Below are 17,973 nucleotides of genomic sequence, written 5' to 3' on the forward strand. Positions count from 1 at the left end.
GGTGCGGGAGCCGCCGCGGGCCGGGCGGCCCGCGGCGGCTCCCCGGGCGCCTCAGCGCCCGTTGAAGGCGTCCTTGAGGCGGGAGAACAGGCCCTGCTGGCCGGGCTGGAACTGGCCGGTGGGCCGCTCCTCGCCGCGCATCTTGGCCAGTTCGCGCAGCACCCGCTCCTGCTCCGGGTCCAGCTTGGTCGGCGTCAGCACCTCGACGTGGACGATGAGGTCGCCGCGTCCGCCGCCGCGCAGGTGGGTGACGCCGCGGCCGTGCAGCGGGATCGACTGCCCGGACTGGGTGCCCGGCCGGATGTCGACCTCCTCGTGCCCGTCGAGCGTCTCCAGCGGCACCTTGGTGCCGAGGGCCGCCGCGGTCATCGGGATCGTCACCGTGCAGTGCAGGTCGTCCCCGCGCCGCTGGAACGTCTCGTGCGGGAGCTCGTGGATCTCGACGTAGAGGTCGCCGGCGGGTCCGCCGCCGGGGCCGACCTCGCCCTCGCCGGCCAGCTGGATCCGGGTGCCGTTGTCGACACCGGCCGGGATCTTCACGGTCAGCGTCCGGCGCGAGCGCACCCGCCCGTCGCCCGCGCACTCCGGGCACGGGTTGGGCACGACCGTGCCGAAGCCCTGGCACTGGGGGCAGGGCCGGGAGGTCATGACCTGGCCGAGGAACGACCGCGTCACCTGGGACACCTCGCCGCGGCCGCGGCACATGTCACAGGTCTGCGCGGAGGTGCCGGGGGCGGCGCCCTCGCCGTGACAGGTCTTGCAGACCACGGCGGTGTCGACCTGGAGTTCCTTGGTCGTCCCGAAGGCCGCCTCGTCGAGTTCGACGTCCAGCCGGATCATGGCGTCCTGGCCCCGGCGGGTCCGCGAGCGCGGTCCGCGCTGCGAGGCCGTGCCGAAGAAGGCGTCCATGATGTCGGAGAAGTTGCCGAAGCCGCCGGCCCCGAAGCCGCCCGCGCCCGCGCCGGCGCCGCCGGCCTGGGAGAGCGGGTCGCCGCCGAGGTCGTAGACCTGCTTCTTCTGCGGGTCCGAGAGCACCTCGTAGGCGGCGTTGATCTCCTTGAACCGCTCCTGCGTCTTCGGATCGGGATTGACGTCCGGGTGCAGCTCGCGGGCGAGCCTCCGGAACGCCTTCTTGATCTCGTCCTGGGACGCGTCGCGGCGTACGCCGAGTACGGCGTAGTAGTCCGTGGCCACTTACGACTCCGCCAGGATCTGTCCGACGTACCGTGCCACTGCGCGTACTGCTCCCATCGTTCCCGGGTAATCCATGCGGGTCGGTCCGACCACGCCGAGCTTGGCGACTGCCTCTCCGCCCGAACCGTAGCCCACCGACACGACGGAGGTGGAGTTGAGCCCCTCGTACTCGTTCTCGTGACCGATACGTACGGTCATGGCCGGATCCTGTGCCTCGCCGAGGAGCTTGAGGAGCACGACCTGCTCCTCGAGGGCCTCCAGGACGGGCTGGATCGTGAGGGGGAAGTCGTGCGTGAAGCGGGTCAGGTTGGCGGTGCCGCCGATCATCAGCCGCTCCTCGGTCCTCTCGACGAGCGTCTCCAGCAGGGTGGAGAGCACCGAGGCGACCGTGCCCCGGTCCTCCGCCTCGAAGGACTCCGGCAGGTCCTGCACCAGCTGCGGGACGTCGGTGAACCGGCGACCGGTGACCCGGCTGTTGAGCCGGGCGCGGAGGTCGGCGAGGGTGTTCTCGCCGATCGGGGCGGGGCAGTCGACCATGCGCTGCTCGACCCGGCCGGTGTCGGTGATCAGCACCAGCATCACCCGGGCCGGCGCCAGCGCCAGCAGCTCCACGTGCCGCACCGCCGAACGCGTGAGCGACGGATACTGGACGACGGCGACCTGGCGGGTCAGCTGCGCCAGCAGCCGCACCGTGCGGGCCACCACGTCGTCGAGGTCGACGGCGCCGTCCAGGAAGTTCTGGATGGCCCGCCGCTCCGGCTGCGTCATCGGCTTGACGTCGGCCAGCCGGTCGACGAACAGCCGGTACCCCTTGTCGGTGGGGATGCGGCCCGCGCTGGTGTGCGGCTGGGCGATGTAGCCCTCCTCCTCCAGCGCGGCCATGTCGTTGCGCACCGTCGCCGGGGACACGCCGAGGTTGTGCCGCTCGGTGAGCGCCTTGGAACCCACCGGCTCCTCGGTCCCGACGTAGTCCTGGACGATGGCGCGCAACACCTGCAGCCTGCGTTCACTCAGCATCGCGCACACCTCCGGATGTCGGCTCGGCCCCACCGCTTCTGCCCCTTGCGTCGACTGGCACTCGGCGCGGGCGAGTGCCAGTCTTTCGCAAGCCAGTGTACGGCCGGGGGGTACGGCGCGGGCAAGGGCGGTCGCCGTGCGGTCCCGATAGCGTCGCCCCATGAGCGTGACGTGGGAAGCCCCTGGCGGGTGGGAAGGCCTCGGCTGGGAGCCGCTGGCCCCGGGTGTGGGGCGGCTGCGGCTGCCGGTGTGGGACTGCACGGTGGGCCTGGTGGCGGGGCCCGGGGGGGCGCTGCTGGTGGACGCCGGGTCGAGTGTGGCCGAAGGCACACGGATCCGTCAGGAGGCGGAGGAGCTGCTGGGCGCCGCGGCGCCGGCGACGGGGCCGGCCGGAGCGGAGCGGCGCATCACACATGTGGCACTCACACACCCCCACTTCGACCATGTGCTGGGCGCCTGTGTGTTCGCCGGTGCGGACACGTTCGCGGCGGTGGGCTCCGGCGCGCTGCTCACCTCCGACGAGGGGCGGCAGGCCCTGCGGGCCGACGCGGTGGCCAACGGGCTGGCCGCGGAGGTGGCGGAGGGCGCGGCGGACCTGCTGACCGCGCCCCGGCACGAGGTGTACGACGACCACGTGGTGGACCTCGGCGGGGGCGTCCGCCCGGTGCTGGCCAATGTGGGGCCCGGCCACACCGCTCATGACCTGGCGGTGCTGGTGCCCGGGCCGCGCCCGGTGGTGTTCTGCGGCGACCTGGTCGAGGAGTCCGGCGAACCGCAGGCCGGACCCGACGCGGTGACCTCCCGCTGGGCCGCCGCGCTCACCCGGCTGCTGGAGCTGGGCGGCGAGGACGCGCTCTACGTGCCGGGTCACGGGGCCGTGGTGGACGCCGCCTTCGTGCGGCGGCAGCGGGCGGAGCTGTCGCGGAGGTTCGGCACGGCCTGGTGAACGCGGCCCGTGGAGCCGGTGGAGCCGGTGGAGCCGGTGGACCCGGTGAGGGCGTGTCGCGTGGGCACGCCGTTCGGTTTTCCCTATCGTCGGTCGAATGCGTCAGTACTCCCCCGACCTCACGCCGCCGTGGAAGAAGCCGAAGCAGGTGCCCGAGGTCCCGGCGGAGCCCGGCCTGGTGGTGGAGGAGCCCGCCACCGGGTTCTGCGGCGCCGTCGTCGGCTGCGAGGCCGGCACGGTCACGCTGGAGGACCGGCACGGCAGGCACCGCGTCTTCCCGCTGGCCCCGGCCGCCTTCCTGCTGGAGGGCCGCCCGGTGACCCTGGTCCGCGCCGCCGCGGCCCCGGGGCGGCCCTCGCGCACCGCCTCCGGCTCCGTCGCGGTCCCCGGCGCGCGGGCCCGGGTCGCCCGCGCGGGGCGGATCTACGTGGAGGGCCGGCACGACGCCGAGCTGGTCGAGAAGGTGTGGGGCGACGACCTGCGGATCGAGGGCGTGGTCGTGGAGTACCTGGAGGGCGTGGACGACCTGCCCGCCGTGGTCGAGGAGTTCGCCCCCGGCCCCGACGCGCGCCTGGGCGTCCTGGTCGACCACCTGGTGCCCGGCTCCAAGGAGTGGCGCATCGCCGAGGCCGTCACCAGCGAGCACGCGCTGGTCGTCGGCCACCCCTACGTCGACGTCTGGCAGGCGGTGAAGCCCTCCGCCCTCGGCATCGACGCCTGGCCGGTGATCCCCCGCGGCCAGGACTGGAAGACCGGCGTCTGCCGCGCCCTCGGCTGGCCCGACGACACCGGCGCCGCCTGGCGCCGCATCCTCTCCCGGGTGCGCTCCTACAAGGACCTCGAGCCGGAGCTGCTGGGGAGCGTGGAACGGCTGATCGACCACGTGACCGTGCCCTGACGTCCTGCGGATCGTCGTGACGGCGGGACCTGGCGCACCGCTCCCCGCACCGGCGCGGACGGCCCGTCGGCCGGCTCGCCGGCCCGGCCGGGCAGATCGCGCTCCCCGCACCCGCGGGGACGGCCGCGTCAGTCCACCAGGTCCCGGACCACCGCGTCGGCGAGGAGACGGCCGCGGAGGGTCAGCGCCGCGCGTCCGGCGGTGAAGGACTCCTCCCTCAGCAGGCCGTCCGCGAGGGCGCGGTCGGCCGCCGCCCGGCCGGCCGGGCGCAGGAGGTCCAGGGGGACGCCGTCCCGCAGCCGCAGCTCCAGCAGGATCCGCTCCACGCGCCGGTCCTCGCCGGACAGCAGCTCGCGCCCGGCGCCCGGCGAGCGCCCTCCGGCGAGCGCCGCCGCGTAGGCGCCGGGGTGCTTCACGTTCCACCACCGCACGCCCCCGACGTGGCTGTGCGCGCCGGGTCCGGCGCCCCACCAGTCGGCGCCCCGCCAGTACAGCTCGTTGTGCAGGCAGCGGGCCGCGTCGGAGGTCGCCCAGTTGGAGACCTCGTACCAGTCGAACCCGGCCGCCGACAGCGTCTCCTCGGCGATCAGGTACCGGTCGGCGTGCACGTCGTCGTCGGTCATCGGGACCTCGCCGCGGCGGATCCGCCGGGCCAGCCCGGTGCCCTCCTCCACGATCAGCGCGTACGCCGACACGTGGTCCGGTCCGGCGCCCAGCGCGGCGTCCAGGGAGGCCCGCCAGTCGTCGTCGGACTCCCCCGGGGTGCCGTAGATCAGGTCCAGGTTCACGTGGTCGAAGCCGGCCGCGCGGGCCTCCGCGACGCACTCCTCGGGACGGCCGGGGGTGTGGGTGCGGTCCAGGACCCGCAGGACGTGGCGCCGGGCGGACTGCATGCCGAAGGAGATCCGGTTGTAGCCGCCCTCGCGCAGTTCGGCGAGGTAGGCGGGGTCCACGGACTCCGGGTTGGCCTCGGTGGTGACCTCCGCGTCCTCGGCGAGACCGAACTCCTGGCGGACCGCGTCCAGCATCCGCACCAGGTCGCCGGCGGCGAGCAGGGTGGGGGTGCCGCCGCCGACGAAGACGGTGCGCACCGGGCGGGGGTCGTCGCCGAGCACCTTGCGGGCCAGGCGGACCTCCTCGGCGAGGGTGTCCGCGTAGTTGTCGCGGGAGGCGAGCACGCCGCCGCTGCCGCGCAGCTCGGTGGCGGTGTAGGTGTTGAAGTCGCAGTACCCGCAGCGGGTCGCGCAGTACGGGACGTGCAGGTAGAACCCGAGGGGGCGCTCGTGGGCGCCCAGGAGGGCGGAGGCCGGCAGCGCGCCGTCGGAGGGGACGGGTTCGCCGTCGGGGAGGGCGGAAGGCATGGGGTCCATTGTCCCCCACCGCCGGCGGAGCCCGGGAAGACCGAACGCCCCGGCCCCCGGACCGCCTGGGGAAGGCGGCACGGGGAGCCGGGGCGCTGAAAAGGTTGCCGGGTCCGTACCCGCGTGGCGAACGCAGGCCGCGTACGAACCCCTGGTGCCGGTCGGGAGCGGATGAGAGAGGGCCCGCCCTGGGTCCTTCCGGCGGTCGTTCAGTCGTTCAGATCACAGAGAACGAACCGGGTGGTTCAGCCCTGGAGGCCGGCGACCTTGGAAGCGAGCGCCGACTTCTTGTTGGCGGCCTGGTTCTTGTGGATGACGCCCTTGGAGACGGCCTTGTCCAGCTGACGCGCGGCGGCGCGCTGGTACTCGGTCGCCTTCTCGACGTCACCCGCGGCGGCGGCCTCGCGGGCCTTGCGGATCGCGGTCTTCAGAGAGGACTTGACGGCCTTGTTGCGCAGCCGCGCCTTCTCGTTGGTCTTGTTCCGCTTGATCTGGGACTTGATGTTCGCCACGAATGAGCCTTTTCAGGTTCTTGGCACACGAGGACGGGGCCTCGCGGGCCGTGTGATTTTCTTGGGTGAGCCTCCGCGCGCAAGGGCATGGAGACACAGCGGCCCAGGCTACCAGTCGCCCCGACAGCGGCCCAAACCCGTCACAGGCCCCGCTCCATGGGAGCATGGAGGCTACGTACAGATCCGACCCGAGGCATAAGGCGCCTCAAGAGACAGGACCCTGCGTGCCCGCGACCCCTAACAATGTGCCCGAGCCGAGCCGTACCGACCCGGCTCTGATCCGCAACTTCTGCATCATCGCGCACATCGACCACGGCAAGTCCACGCTCGCCGACCGGATGCTCCAGCTGACCGGCGTGGTCGAGCAGCGGCAGATGCGCGCCCAGTACCTCGACCGCATGGACATCGAGCGTGAGCGCGGCATCACGATCAAGTCCCAGGCGGTGCGTCTGCCGTGGGCCCCCAGGACCGGGGGCGACCAGGGCTCGACGCACATCCTGAACATGATCGACACCCCCGGGCACGTCGACTTCACCTACGAGGTGTCCCGGTCCCTCGCGGCCTGCGAGGGGACCATCCTGCTCGTCGACGCCGCCCAGGGCATCGAGGCCCAGACCCTCGCCAACCTCTACCTGGCGATGGAGAACGACCTCACGATCATCCCCGTGCTGAACAAGATCGACCTGCCGGCCGCGCAGCCCGAGAAGTTCTCCGAGGAGCTCGCCAACCTGATCGGCTGCGACCCCTCCGACGTGCTGAAGGTCTCGGCGAAGACCGGCGTGGGCGTGGAGGAGTTGCTGGACCGGGTCGTGGAGCGGATCCCCGCCCCGGTCGGCGTCAAGGACGCCCCGGCCCGCGCGATGATCTTCGACTCGGTCTACGACTCGTACCGCGGCGTGGTCACCTACGTCCGGGTGATCGACGGCCAGCTCAACAAGCGCGAGCGCATCCGGATGATGTCGACCGGCGCGACCCACGAGCTGCTGGAGATCGGCACCAACTCGCCCGAGATGCTGCCGGCCGACGGCCTGGGCGTCGGCGAGGTGGGCTACCTGATCACCGGCGTGAAGGACGTCCGCCAGTCCAAGGTCGGCGACACCGTCACCACCCTGAACAAGGGCGCCACCGAGGCGCTGGGCGGCTACAAGGACCCGAAGCCGATGGTGTTCTCGGGCCTGTACCCGCTGGACGGATCGGACTACCCGCTGCTGCGCGACGCGCTGGACAAGCTCCAGCTCAACGACGCCGCCCTGGTCTACGAGCCGGAGACCTCCGCGGCCCTCGGCTTCGGCTTCCGCGTCGGCTTCCTGGGCCTGCTCCACCTGGACGTGATCCGCGAGCGCCTGGAGCGCGAGTTCGGCCTCGACCTGATCGCCACCGCCCCGAACGTGGTCTACCGCGTGGTCATGGAGGACGGCAGCGAGCACGTCGTCACCAACCCGAGCGAGTTCCCCGAGGGCAAGATCAACGACGTGTACGAGCCGGTCGTGCGGGCCACGATCCTCGCGCCGTCGGAGTTCATCGGCGCGATCATGGAGCTGTGCCAGACCCGTCGCGGCACGCTGCTCGGCATGGACTACCTCTCCGAGGACCGGGTGGAGATCCGGTACACGCTGCCGCTCGCGGAGATCGTCTTCGACTTCTTCGACCAGCTGAAGTCGAAGACCCGCGGCTACGCCTCGCTGGACTACGAGCCCACCGGCGAGCAGACGTCCAGCCTGGTCAAGGTGGACATCCTGCTGCACGGCGACAAGGTGGACGCCTTCTCGGCGATCACCCACAAGGACGCCGCGTACGCCTACGGCGTGCGGCTCGTCGCCAAGCTCCGGGAGCTCATCCCCCGGCAGGCCTTCGAGGTGCCGATCCAGGCGGCCGTCGGTTCCCGGGTGATCGCCCGCGAGACCATCCGCGCCATCCGCAAGGACGTCCTCGCCAAGTGCTACGGCGGTGACATCTCCCGGAAGCGGAAGCTGCTGGAGAAGCAGAAGGAGGGCAAGAAGCGGATGAAGATGGTGGGGTCCGTGGAGGTCCCCCAGGAGGCCTTCATCGCGGTGCTCTCCAGTGACGACGGTGCGTCGTCGGCCAAGGGCAAGAAGTAGGCGGGCGCCGGGCCGGGTCGCCGGCCCGGTGCCACCGGAAGGGGTCCGTCGCGTTCCGCGGCGGGCCCCTTCGGCGTCCCCGGGCGGGAGAACTGCGCAAATGCCTGCCCGTAGCCTCTTACATACCGCCGGGTCGGCCCTTACCCTGATGCCTGCTCGTCAGTTACTCGCGAGTTAACACAGGGACGCGCGAGGGAATTAAGCCGCAAACCAGCCAGCCGCACCAGCAGCCGTCAGTAGTGGCCGAGCCGGCCGCACGCACTGCCGCGGGCACCGGAGGATGTCGTGAGCGACACACAGACCCTGATCGATAACCGTCCGCCGAGTGTGGCGAACCTGTTCCTGGAGCGCGTGGAGGCCACGCCGGAGGCCGAGGCGTACCGCTACCCGGTGCCGTCCTCCTCCGGGCAGGGCCCCGACGAGTGGCGGTCGCTCACCTGGAAGCAGGCCTCGGACCGCGTCTTCGGCATCGCGGCGGGCCTGGTCTCCCTGGGCGTCGCCCCGGAGGAGCGGGTGGCGCTGGCCGCCGCGACCCGGGTCGAGTGGATCCTCGCCGACCTCGGCATCCTGTGCGCGGGTGCCGCGACCACCACGGTCTACCCGTCGACCAACGCCGACGAGTCGGCCTTCATCCTCTCCGACTCCGACAGCAAGGTGCTGATCGCCGAGGACGCCTCGCAGGTCGCCAAGGCGCTGGAGAAGAAGGCTGAGCTCCCCTCGCTCACCCACATCGTGGTGATCGACCCGGAGGGCGTGGAGACCGGTGACACGGTCCTGACGCTGGCGGAGCTGGAGCAGCGCGGCACGGCGCTGCTGGAGAAGTCCCCCGAGGTGGTGAGGGAGCGCGTCTCCGCCATCACCAAGGACCAGCTGGCCACCCTGATCTACACCTCCGGCACCACCGGCCGCCCCAAGGGCGTGCGCCTGCCGCACGACTGCTGGGCGTACATGGCGAAGGCGATCTCCGCGACCGGCCTGGTCACCACGGAGGACGTGCAGTACCTGTGGCTGCCGCTGGCGCACGTCTTCGGCAAGGTGCTGCTCTCCAGCCAGGTGGAGACCGGGCACGTCACCGCCGTGGACGGACGCGTCGACAGGATCATCGAGAACCTGCCGGTGGTGCGGCCGACCTACATGGCGGCCGTCCCGCGCATCTTCGAGAAGGTCTACAACGGCGTGGCCGCCAAGGCCCGCGCGGGCGGCGGCGCCAAGTACAAGATCTTCCAGTGGGCGGCCGGCGTGGCCCGCGAGTACGGCAAGGTCACCCAGGAGAACTACCGCCGCACCGGCAACGCCACCGCGCCGTTCGGGCTCTCCCTCAAGCACGAGGTCGCCGACCTGCTGGTGTACAAGAAGATCCGCGAGGCGTTCGGCGGCAACCTGCGCGCCTGCGTCTCCGGCTCCGCGGCCCTGGCCCCGGAGATCGGCTACTTCTTCTCCGGCGCCGGCGTGCACATCCTGGAGGGCTACGGCCTCACCGAGTCCTCGGCCGCCTCGTTCGTGAACCCGGGCGAGGCCTACCGCACCGGCACGGTCGGCAAGCCGCTGCCCGGCACCGAGGTCCGGATCGCCGACGACGGCGAGATCCTGCTGCGCGGCCCCGGCATCATGCAGGGCTACCACAACCTGCCGGACAAGACCGCCGAGGTCCTGGAGGAGGACGGCTGGTTCCACACCGGCGACATCGGCGAGCTCTCCACCGACGGGTACCTGCGGATCACCGACCGCAAGAAGGACCTGATCAAGACCTCCGGCGGCAAGTACGTCGCCCCGGCGGAGATCGAGGGCCAGTTCAAGGCGATCTGCCCCTACGTCTCCAACATCCTGGTGCACGGCGCCTCCCGGAACTTCTGCACGGCGCTGATCGCCCTGGACGAGCCCGCGCTGATGGGCTGGGCGGCGGAGAACGGGCTGGCCGGCAAGTCCTACGCGGAGGTCGTCGCCCACCCGGAGACGGTCACCATGGTGGACGGCTACGTCCAGCGCCTCAACGACGGCCTGCAGCGCTGGCAGACCGTCAAGAAGTTCCGGCTCCTGCCGCGCGACCTCGACGTGGAGCACGGCGAGATCACCCCGAGCCTCAAGCTGAAGCGGCCGGTGGTCGAGCGGGAGTACGCCCACCTCATCGAGGAGATGTACGCGGGCTCGCGCGAGGCGTGACGGCACGACGGCACGACGGCACGACGCGGTGACGACCGCGTCGTGCCGGGGGTGCGGGGGGTGGCCGCGGGGCCGCCCCCGCACCCCTTTCCGGCGGGCCGGAAAGGGGTGGGGTACCGGGGACGTCCGTTGGGTAAGGGACGGGCAGCCGGTGGGGGACCGTGCCGGCGGGGGGAGGAACCGCGTGGTGCAGGAGGCCGGGCAGACGACCGCCGGGCGGGAGCCGGTCGACTTCTTCGTCAGCTATTCGCCCGCCGACGAGCGCTGGGCGTCGTGGATCGCCTGGACGCTGGAGCAGGCCGGTTACCGCACGGTCATCCAGGCCTGGGACTTCGTGCCGGGGACCAACTTCATCGACTTCATGGACCGGGGCGTGACCGAGTCCGCGGCCGTGATCGCGGTGCTCTCCCGCAACTACGAGCGCTCGACCTACGGCCGTCTCGAGTGGCAGGCGGCCTACCGGGCCTCGCCCGAGGCGCCGGACCGCCGGCTGATCACCGTCCGGGTCGACGACGTGCCGGTCGAGGGTCTGCTGGCCACCATCACCTGGATCGACCTGTCCTCCACCGAGACCGAGCAGGAGGCCCGGAGATTACTGCTGGCCCGGGCCGAGCAGGCGTGCAACGGCCGGGCCCGTCCCGAGCACCGTCCCCGCTTCCCCGGCGAGGCCCCGGCCCCTCCCCTGCCCGGCGACCCGCCGGTCCAGCGGGGCGCCTCGCCGGCCGCCCCGCGGCCGCCCGGCCGCCGCAGGCCCCGGACCCGGCGGCGCGAAGTGACCGCACGGGACGCCGGGTCGGGGAAAACCCTGTTGGGGGAGGGGCCCCGCTGCTTAGTCTGACCGGGTGACGAAGTCTGCCTCGACGCTCGCTCCCGCGTACCTCCGCTTCCCGCACCTGCACGGCGACCTGATCACCTTCACCGCCGAGGACGACGTCTGGGTCGCCCCGCTCGACGGCGGCCGGGCCTGGCGGGTCAGTGCCGACAACACGCCGGTGGACCACCCGCGGATCTCCCCCGACGGCACCCACGTCGCCTGGACCTCCACCCGCGACGGCGCCCCGGAGGCGCACGTCGCGCCCGTGGACGGCGGCCCCTCGCGGCGCCTGACCCACTGGGGCGCGCCCACCACCAGGGTCCGCGGCTGGACCCCCGACGGACGGGTCCTGGTGACCTCCGCCCACGGCCAGGCCACCGGGCGCCGCTCCTGGGCCCGCGCCGTGCCGCTCGACGGCGGCCCCGCCGAGACCCTGCCGTGGGGCCCGGTCGGCGACGTGGCGTTCGGCCCGCGCACCGTGCTGCTGTCCGCGCCGATGGGCCGCGAGGCCGCCTGGTGGAAGCGGTACCGGGGCGGCACCGCGGGCAAGCTGTGGATCGAGTCCGAGGAGACCCCCGGCGAGTTCGTCCGGATCCACCAGGACCTCGACGGCAACCTCGAGAGCCCGCTGTGGGTGGGGGAGCGCCTCGCGTTCCTCTCCGACCACGAGGGCACCGGGGCCCTCTACTCCTCCCTCGCCGACGGTTCCGGCCTGCGCCGCCACACCCCGGTCGGCGAGGACGTCTTCTACGCGCGGCACGCCGCCACCGACGGCTCCCGCGTCGTCCACGCGTCGGCCGGCGAGCTGTGGCTGCTGGACGACCTCGACGGCGCCGAGCCGCGCCGCCTGGAGATCCGGCTCGGCGGCCAGCGGGCCGACCTCCAGCCCTACCCGGTCTCGGCCTCCCGCTGGCTCGGCGGCTACTCGCCCGACCACACCGCCCGCGGCAGCGCCGTCACCGTGCGCGGCGCCGTCCACTGGGTCACCCACCGCTCCGGCCCCGCCCGCGCCCTGGCCGCCGAGCCGGGCGTCCGCAACCGGCTGGCCCGCGCCTTCCGGGTGGACGGCGAGGAGTGGGCGGTCTGGGTCACCGACGCCGAGGGCGAGGACGCCCTGGAGTTCTCGCCCGCCACCGGCCCCGCCCCGGGCGGCAACCCGCGCCGCATCGCCGCGGGCAGACTCGGCCGGGTACTCGGCCTCACCGTGGCGTCCGACGGCGGCCGGTTCGCCGTCGCCTCCCACGACGGGCGGGTGCTGCTGGTCGAACGGGAGAGCGGCGAGGTCCGCGAGGTCGACCGCAGCGAGAACGGCCACTGCTCCGGGCTGGTCTTCTCGCCCGACTCCGCCTGGCTGGCCTGGTCCCACCCCGGCGTCGGCGACCTGGCCCAGCTCAGGCTCGCCCACACCGCCGACCTCTCGGTGGTCGAGGCGACCCCGCTGCGGTTCAAGGACTTCTCGCCCGCCTTCACCCCGGACGGCAAGCACCTCGCCTTCCTGTCGGCGCGCTCCTTCGACCCGGTCTACGACGAGCACGCCTTCGACATGGCCTTCGTCGGCACCAACCGCCCCCACCTGATGACCCTCGCCGCCGCCACGCCGTCCCCCTTCGGCCCCCAGCGGCACGGCCGCCCGGTGGACGCGCCCGACAAGGACGAGACGCCGGACAGCGAGGGCACCCCCGCCACCCGGATCGACCCGGAGGGCCTCGCCGACCGGATCGTGCCGTTCCCGGTGGAGGCCGCCCGCTACGGCGCGCTGCGCACCGCCAAGGACGGCGTGCTCTGGCTGCGCCACCCCGTCGAGGGCGTCCTCGGCGCCTCGCGCGCCACCCCCGACGAGTCCGGGCCCAAGAGCGAGCTGGAACGGTACGACCTGGCCCAGCTGCGGCTGGAGACCCTCGGCGACGACGTCGACTCCTACGCGGTCAGCGGTGACGGCAGGCGGCTGGCGCTGTGGAGCGGCGGACGGCTGAAGGTGGTGCCCGCCGACCGGCGGGCCTCCGGCGACGACGAGGTCGCCGTGGACCTCGGCCGGATCCACCAGCTCGTCGACCCCGCCGCCGAGTGGCGGCAGATGTTCGACGAGGCCGGCCGCCTGATGCGGGACAACTTCTGGCGCGCCGACCTCGGCGGCGTCGACTGGCAGGGCGTCCTCGACCGCTACCGCCCGGTCCTCGGCCGGCTCGCCACCCACGACGACCTGGTCGACCTGCTGTGGGAGGTGCAGGGCGAGCTGGGCACCTCGCACGCCTACGTCGCGCCCGCCGGCCACGGCGGCGACGAGCGGCAGGGACTGCTCGGCGCGGACGTCTCGCGGCACGAGGACGGCGCCTGGCGCGTCGACCGCGTCCTGCCCTCGGAGACCTCCGACCCCAAGGCGCGCTCCCCGCTGGCCGCGCCCGGCGTCGCGGTGCGGCCCGGCGACGCGATCACCGCCGTCGGCGGGCGGCCCGTCGACCCGGTGCGCGGGCCCTGGCCGCTGCTGGCCGGCACCGCGGGCAAGCCGGTCGAGCTCACGGTCGCCCCGGCGGACGGCGGCGAGCCGCGGCACACCGTGGTCGTGCCGACCGACGACGAGGAGCCGCTGCGCTACCACGCGTGGGTCGCCGACCGGCGCGCCCACGTCCACGAGCTGAGCGGCGGACGGCTCGGCTACCTGCACGTGCCGGACATGATGGGCGCCGGCTGGGCGCAGATCCACCGCGACCTGGTCGTCGAGGTCGCCCGGGAGGGCCTGATCGTCGACGTCCGGGAGAACGGCGGCGGGCACACCTCCCAGCTGGTCGTCGAGAAACTGGCGCGGCGGATCGTCGGCTGGGACGTGGGGCGCGGCATCCGGCCGGTCAGCTACCCGCAGGACGCGCCGCGCGGACCCGTGGTCGCGGTGGCGAACGAGTTCTCCGGGTCGGACGGCGACATCGTCAACGCGGCGATCAGGGCGCTGGGCATCGGGCCCGTCGTCGGCACCCGGACCTGGGGCGGGGTCGTCGGCATCGACAACCGGTACCAGCTGGTCGACGGGACGCGGGTGACGCAGCCCAAGTACGCGTTCTGGTTCGAGGGGCCCGGCTGGGGCGTCGAGAACCACGGCGTGGACCCGGACGTCGAGGTGGTGTGCGCGCCGCAGGACCACGGCGCCGGGCGCGACCCGCAGCTCGACGAGGCGGTCCGGATCGCCCTGGAGGCCCTGGCCCGCACCCCGGCGAAGACGCCGCCGTCGCTCTGACGGACGGGGGAGCGGGCGCGGCCCCGGCCCCGCGCGGGGCCGCGCCCGCTTCCCCCCGGCGCCGCCGGCCCGGGACGCTACGATGACAGCGCGTGAACGATCACGAACGAGGAGGGCCCATGGCAGGGGAGCCGCAGGACGACTGCCTGTTCTGCAAGATCGTCGCGGGGCGGATCCCCGCCACCGTCGTGCGCGAGACCGACACCACGGTGGCGTTCCGGGACATAAACCCGCAGGCGCCCACCCACGTCCTGGTGATCCCCAAGGCGCACCACGCCGACGCCGCCACCCTCGCCGCCGAGGACCCGGAGCTCGCCGCCGACGTGCTGCGGGAGACCCGGGCCGTCGCCGAGGCGGAGCACCTGGACAGCTACCGCCTCGTCTTCAACACCGGCTCCGGCGCGGGCCAGACCGTCTTCCACGCGCACGCCCACGTGCTCGGCGGACGCGGCCTCCAGTGGCCCCCCGGCTGACGCGGCCCGGAGAGGACGAACGTGTCCGTGCGTGAACTGGTGGTGCTCGGCACCGCCAGCCAGGTCCCGACCCGGCACCGCAACCACAACGGCTACCTGCTGCGGTGGGACGGCGAGGGCATCCTGTTCGACCCCGGCGAGGGAACCCAGCGGCAGATGCTGCGCGCCGGGGTCGCCGCGCACGACCTGAACCGGCTCTGCGTCACCCACTTCCACGGCGACCACTCCCTCGGACTGGCCGGCGTCATCCAGCGGATCAACCTGGACCAGGTCCCGCACCCGGTCACCGCCCACTACCCGCGCTCCGGGCAGCGCTTCTTCGACCGGCTGCGGTACGCCACCGCCTACCGGGAGACGGTCGAGCTGACCGAGGCGCCGGTCGACGCCGACGGGCCGGTCGCCGAGACCGCCGGGTACACGCTGGAGGCCCACCGGCTCTCCCACCCCGTCGAGTCCTACGGCTACCGGCTGGTGGAGCCCGACGGCCGCCGGATGCTTCCCGAGCGGCTGGCCGAGCACGGGATCGAGGGCCCGGACGTCGGCCGCCTCCAGCGCGACGGGGAGCTGAACGGCGTCACCCTGGACCAGGTCAGCGAGGTGCGCCGCGGACAGCGGTTCGCGTTCGTCATGGACACCCGGCTCTGCGACGGCGTCCACCGCCTCGCCGAGGGCTGCGACCTGCTGACCATCGAGTCGACCTTCCTCGACGAGGACGTCGCCCTCGCCGACGACCACGGCCACCTCACCGCCGGACAGGCGGCCCGCGTCGCCCGTGACGCCGGCGTGCGCCACCTGGTGCTCACCCACTTCAGCCAGCGCTACTCCGACCCCGAGGAGTTCGAACGCCAGGCCCGCGCGGCCGGCTTCGAGGGCGAGCTGACGGTCGCCCGCGACCTGCAGCGCGTTCCGGTGCCCAAGCGGTTGTGAGCGGACCGCGGCGGCACGGCGGGTCCCGCCCCGGACCCGGTGATCGCATGCCGCTTGCCCGTATCATTCACGGATGCCCATCCCCAAAGCCGAACTTCACCTTCATATCGAAGGGACCCTGGAGCCGGAGCTCGCCTTCGCGCTCGCCGAGCGCAACGGTGTGACCCTGCCGTACGCGTCCGTGGACGAACTGCGCGCCGCCCAGGCCTTCGACGACCTGCAGTCCTTCCTCGACCTGTACTACGCCTGCATGGCCGTGCTGCGCACCGAGCGGGACTTCGAGGACCTCGCCGACGCCTATCTGCGCCGCGCCGCCGCCCAGGGCGTGCGGCACGCGGAGATCTTCTTCGACCCGCAGGCCCACCTCTCCCGGGGCGTGGGCATGGACGCCGTGGTGGACGGCCTGTGGCGGGCGCTCTCCCGGAGCGAGGAGACCCACGGCGTCTCCACCCGGCTGATCATGTGCTTCCTGCGCGACGAGTCCGCCGGGTCGGCGATGGAGACCCTGGAGCTCGCCCGGCCGTACCTGGACCGGATCACCGGCATCGGCCTGGACTCCGCCGAGGTGGGCCATCCGCCGGCGAAGTTCCGGGAGGTGTACGAGGCCGCCGCCGCACTCGGTCTGCGCCGGGTCGCCCACGCCGGTGAGGAGGGCCCCGCCGCCTACGTCACCGAGGCGCTGGACGTGCTGGGCGTCGAACGGGTGGACCACGGCCTGCGCTGCATGGAGGACCCGGAGCTGGTGGAACGGCTGGTCCGGGAGCGGATCCCGCTGACCCTGTGCCCGCTCTCCAACGTGCGGCTGCGCGCCGTCGACGTGCTGGAGGAGCACCCGCTGCCGGCGATGCTCGAGGCCGGGCTGGTGTGCACGGTCAACTCCGACGACCCGGCCTACTTCGGCGGCTACGCCGGCGACAACTTCGACGCCGTCCGCGACCGGCTCGGGCTCGGCGAGGACCGGCTGCGGGAACTGGCCCGCAACTCCTTCCTCGCCTCCTTCCTGGAGGACGACGAGGAGCGGCGCGCCCGGTACCTCGCCGAGGTCGAGGCGTACGAGTTCCCCGCCTGACCGGGGAGGCGTGCGCACGGGACGGCCCCGGCACCGCGCACGGCGGTGCCGGGGCCGTCCCCCGTGCGCGTCCTCGGCCTCAGAAGCCGAGCCTGCGCAGCTGCTTGGGGTCGCGCTGCCAGTCCTTGGCGACCTTCACGTGCAGGTCCAGGAAGACCGGCGTGCCCAGCAGCGCCTCGATCTGCTTGCGGGACTTGATCCCGACGTCCTTCAGGCGCTTGCCCTTGGGGCCGATGACGATGCCCTTCTGGCTGGTGCGCTCGATGTACAGGTTGGCGTGGATGTCCAGCAGCGGCTTGTCGGCCGGCCGGTCCTCGCGCGGCAGCATCTCCTCCACGACCACGGCGATCGAGTGCGGCAGCTCGTCGCGCACGCCCTCCAGGGCGGCCTCGCGGATCAGCTCCGCGATCATCACCTGCTCCGGCTCGTCGGTGAGGTCGCCCTCCGGGTAGAGCGCGGGGCCCTCGGGGAGGAGGGGGATGAGCAGGTCGGCGAGGAGGTCCACCTGCTTGCCGGCGGTCGCCGAGACCGGGACGATCTCCGCCCAGGTGATGCCCAGCTCCTTGCCGAGCTGGTCCACCGCGATCAGCTGCTCGGCGAGCTGCTTGGAGTCCACCAGGTCCGTCTTGGTGACGATCGCCACCTTCGGCGTCTTCCTGACGGCCGCCAGTTCCTTGGCGATGAACCGGTCGCCGGGGCCGATCTTCTGGTCGGCGGGCAGGCAGAAGCCGATCACGTCGACCTCGGCCCAGGTGGTGCGCACCACGTCGTTGAGGCGCTCGCCGAGCAGGGTGCGCGGCTTGTGGAGGCCTGGGGTGTCCACCAGGATCAGCTGGGCGTCCGGGCGGTGCACGATGCCGCGGACGGTGTGCCGGGTGGTCTGGGGGCGGTTGGAGGTGATCGCCACCTTCTGGCCCACCAGAGCGTTCGTGAGGGTGGACTTGCCCGCGTTGGGGCGGCCCACGAAGCAGGCGAAGCCGGCCCGGTGGAGGTCCTCGGACGGCTGCGGTGACTGTGTACGAACGCTCATGGCGCCCATTCTCCCCGATCCGGCGACCCCCCACGTACCGACCGCCGCCCCACGGGCCTCCCGCCCGGGTGACCCGTCCCACACGCCCGTCCGCCCCGAGGACCCGGGACGGGCCCGGCCCCCACGCGGCGTGAGGCCGGACGCCGGTGTGCACGGGCGGTCACCGCGACCGCCACGACGGCGTCCGCGAAGGCCCCGCCGCCCGGTCCCGCCGCGCCGTCGGCGCCGGCGCGCGCCCACGGCGCCG

Annotated in this window: 14 protein-coding genes; 9 read left to right on the forward strand and 5 right to left on the reverse strand. The window is 73.2% G+C overall.

All coding sequences use genetic code 11. From position 1 onward, the window contains the following. Positions 1 to 51: 51 nt before the first annotated feature. On the reverse strand, positions 52 to 1,194 hold the full coding sequence (dnaJ, locus tag A2U95_RS14465; protein WP_166022591.1) for a molecular chaperone DnaJ: 1,143 nt from the start codon (positions 1,192 to 1,194) through the stop codon (positions 52 to 54). Beyond that, entirely contained in the window at positions 1,195 to 2,211 is a 1,017-nt protein-coding gene (hrcA, locus tag A2U95_RS14470) for a heat-inducible transcriptional repressor HrcA (protein WP_166022592.1), read from the reverse strand. Between the two features lie 160 nt (positions 2,212 to 2,371). Here hrcA and A2U95_RS14475 point away from each other — a divergent pair, with 160 nt between their 5' ends. Both A2U95_RS14475 and A2U95_RS14480 read left to right on the forward strand, forming a co-directional pair. Then, positions 2,372 to 3,157, forward strand: a complete 786-nt coding sequence (locus A2U95_RS14475) for an MBL fold metallo-hydrolase (protein ID WP_166022595.1) — start codon at positions 2,372 to 2,374, stop codon at positions 3,155 to 3,157. A 97-nt stretch (positions 3,158 to 3,254) separates the two neighbouring features. After that, positions 3,255 to 4,055 (forward strand): DUF3097 domain-containing protein, encoded by an 801-nt coding sequence (locus tag A2U95_RS14480; protein ID WP_166022597.1) that lies wholly within the window; start codon positions 3,255 to 3,257, stop codon positions 4,053 to 4,055. Between the two features lie 128 nt (positions 4,056 to 4,183). On the opposite strand, the gene hemW is transcribed toward A2U95_RS14480, so the two are convergent. Together hemW and rpsT are read right to left on the reverse strand one after the other, a co-directional pair. Beyond that, positions 4,184 to 5,416, reverse strand: a complete 1,233-nt coding sequence (gene hemW, locus A2U95_RS14485; protein WP_166022599.1) for a radical SAM family heme chaperone HemW — start codon at positions 5,414 to 5,416, stop codon at positions 4,184 to 4,186. A gap of 245 nt (positions 5,417 to 5,661) precedes the next feature. Further along, entirely contained in the window at positions 5,662 to 5,928 is a 267-nt protein-coding gene (gene rpsT, locus A2U95_RS14490) for a 30S ribosomal protein S20 (RefSeq protein ID WP_108955366.1), read from the reverse strand. Positions 5,929 to 6,152: 224 nt separating this feature from the next. On the opposite strand from rpsT, the gene lepA reads away from it, so the two are divergent. From lepA to A2U95_RS14525, 7 genes are all read left to right on the forward strand, one after another. Then, the gene (gene lepA / locus A2U95_RS14495) at positions 6,153 to 8,027 is read left to right on the forward strand and encodes a translation elongation factor 4 (protein ID WP_166022601.1); all 1,875 of its coding nucleotides are present in this window, start codon (positions 6,153 to 6,155) and stop codon (positions 8,025 to 8,027) included. Positions 8,028 to 8,312: 285 nt separating this feature from the next. Continuing rightward, on the forward strand, positions 8,313 to 10,187 hold the full coding sequence (locus A2U95_RS14500) for an AMP-dependent synthetase/ligase (RefSeq protein WP_166022603.1): 1,875 nt from the start codon (positions 8,313 to 8,315) through the stop codon (positions 10,185 to 10,187). Between the two features lie 184 nt (positions 10,188 to 10,371). Further along, on the forward strand, positions 10,372 to 11,025 hold the full coding sequence (locus A2U95_RS14505) for a toll/interleukin-1 receptor domain-containing protein (RefSeq protein ID WP_240957325.1): 654 nt from the start codon (positions 10,372 to 10,374) through the stop codon (positions 11,023 to 11,025). A 4-nt stretch (positions 11,026 to 11,029) separates the two neighbouring features. Then, positions 11,030 to 14,227: a S41 family peptidase gene (locus A2U95_RS14510; protein ID WP_166022605.1), complete on the forward strand. Its 3,198-nt coding sequence runs from the start codon at positions 11,030 to 11,032 to the stop codon at positions 14,225 to 14,227. Between the two features lie 119 nt (positions 14,228 to 14,346). Continuing rightward, positions 14,347 to 14,700, forward strand: coding sequence for a histidine triad nucleotide-binding protein (locus A2U95_RS14515; protein ID WP_166022607.1), 354 nt, complete (start codon positions 14,347 to 14,349; stop codon positions 14,698 to 14,700). Positions 14,701 to 14,721: 21 nt separating this feature from the next. Continuing rightward, complete coding sequence (locus tag A2U95_RS14520; protein ID WP_166022609.1) at positions 14,722 to 15,627, forward strand: ribonuclease Z; 906 nt, start codon at positions 14,722 to 14,724, stop codon at positions 15,625 to 15,627. Positions 15,628 to 15,700: 73 nt separating this feature from the next. Beyond that, positions 15,701 to 16,696 (forward strand): adenosine deaminase, encoded by a 996-nt coding sequence (locus tag A2U95_RS14525; protein WP_166022611.1) that lies wholly within the window; start codon positions 15,701 to 15,703, stop codon positions 16,694 to 16,696. A 79-nt stretch (positions 16,697 to 16,775) separates the two neighbouring features. On the opposite strand, the gene era is transcribed toward A2U95_RS14525, so the two are convergent. Then, on the reverse strand, positions 16,776 to 17,726 hold the full coding sequence (gene era / locus A2U95_RS14530) for a GTPase Era (protein ID WP_166022613.1): 951 nt from the start codon (positions 17,724 to 17,726) through the stop codon (positions 16,776 to 16,778). Positions 17,727 to 17,973 lie beyond the last annotated feature (247 nt).

Source organism: Streptomyces chilikensis, from assembly GCF_001642695.1.
GTDB classification, from domain to species: Bacteria; Actinomycetota; Actinomycetes; order Streptomycetales; family Streptomycetaceae; genus Streptomyces; species Streptomyces chilikensis.

Coding starts and splice junctions, on each gene's coding strand:
- hemW (WP_166022599.1), bottom strand. CDS start 5,416: ATGCCTTCCGCCCTCCCCGACGGCGAACCCGTCCCCTCCGACGGCGCG.
- A2U95_RS14525 (WP_166022611.1), top strand. CDS start 15,701: ATGCCCATCCCCAAAGCCGAACTTCACCTTCATATCGAAGGGACCCTG.
- hrcA (WP_166022592.1), bottom strand. CDS start 2,211: ATGCTGAGTGAACGCAGGCTGCAGGTGTTGCGCGCCATCGTCCAGGAC.
- era (WP_166022613.1), bottom strand. CDS start 17,726: ATGAGCGTTCGTACACAGTCACCGCAGCCGTCCGAGGACCTCCACCGG.
- A2U95_RS14475 (WP_166022595.1), top strand. CDS start 2,372: ATGAGCGTGACGTGGGAAGCCCCTGGCGGGTGGGAAGGCCTCGGCTGG.
- A2U95_RS14480 (WP_166022597.1), top strand. CDS start 3,255: ATGCGTCAGTACTCCCCCGACCTCACGCCGCCGTGGAAGAAGCCGAAG.
- A2U95_RS14515 (WP_166022607.1), top strand. CDS start 14,347: ATGGCAGGGGAGCCGCAGGACGACTGCCTGTTCTGCAAGATCGTCGCG.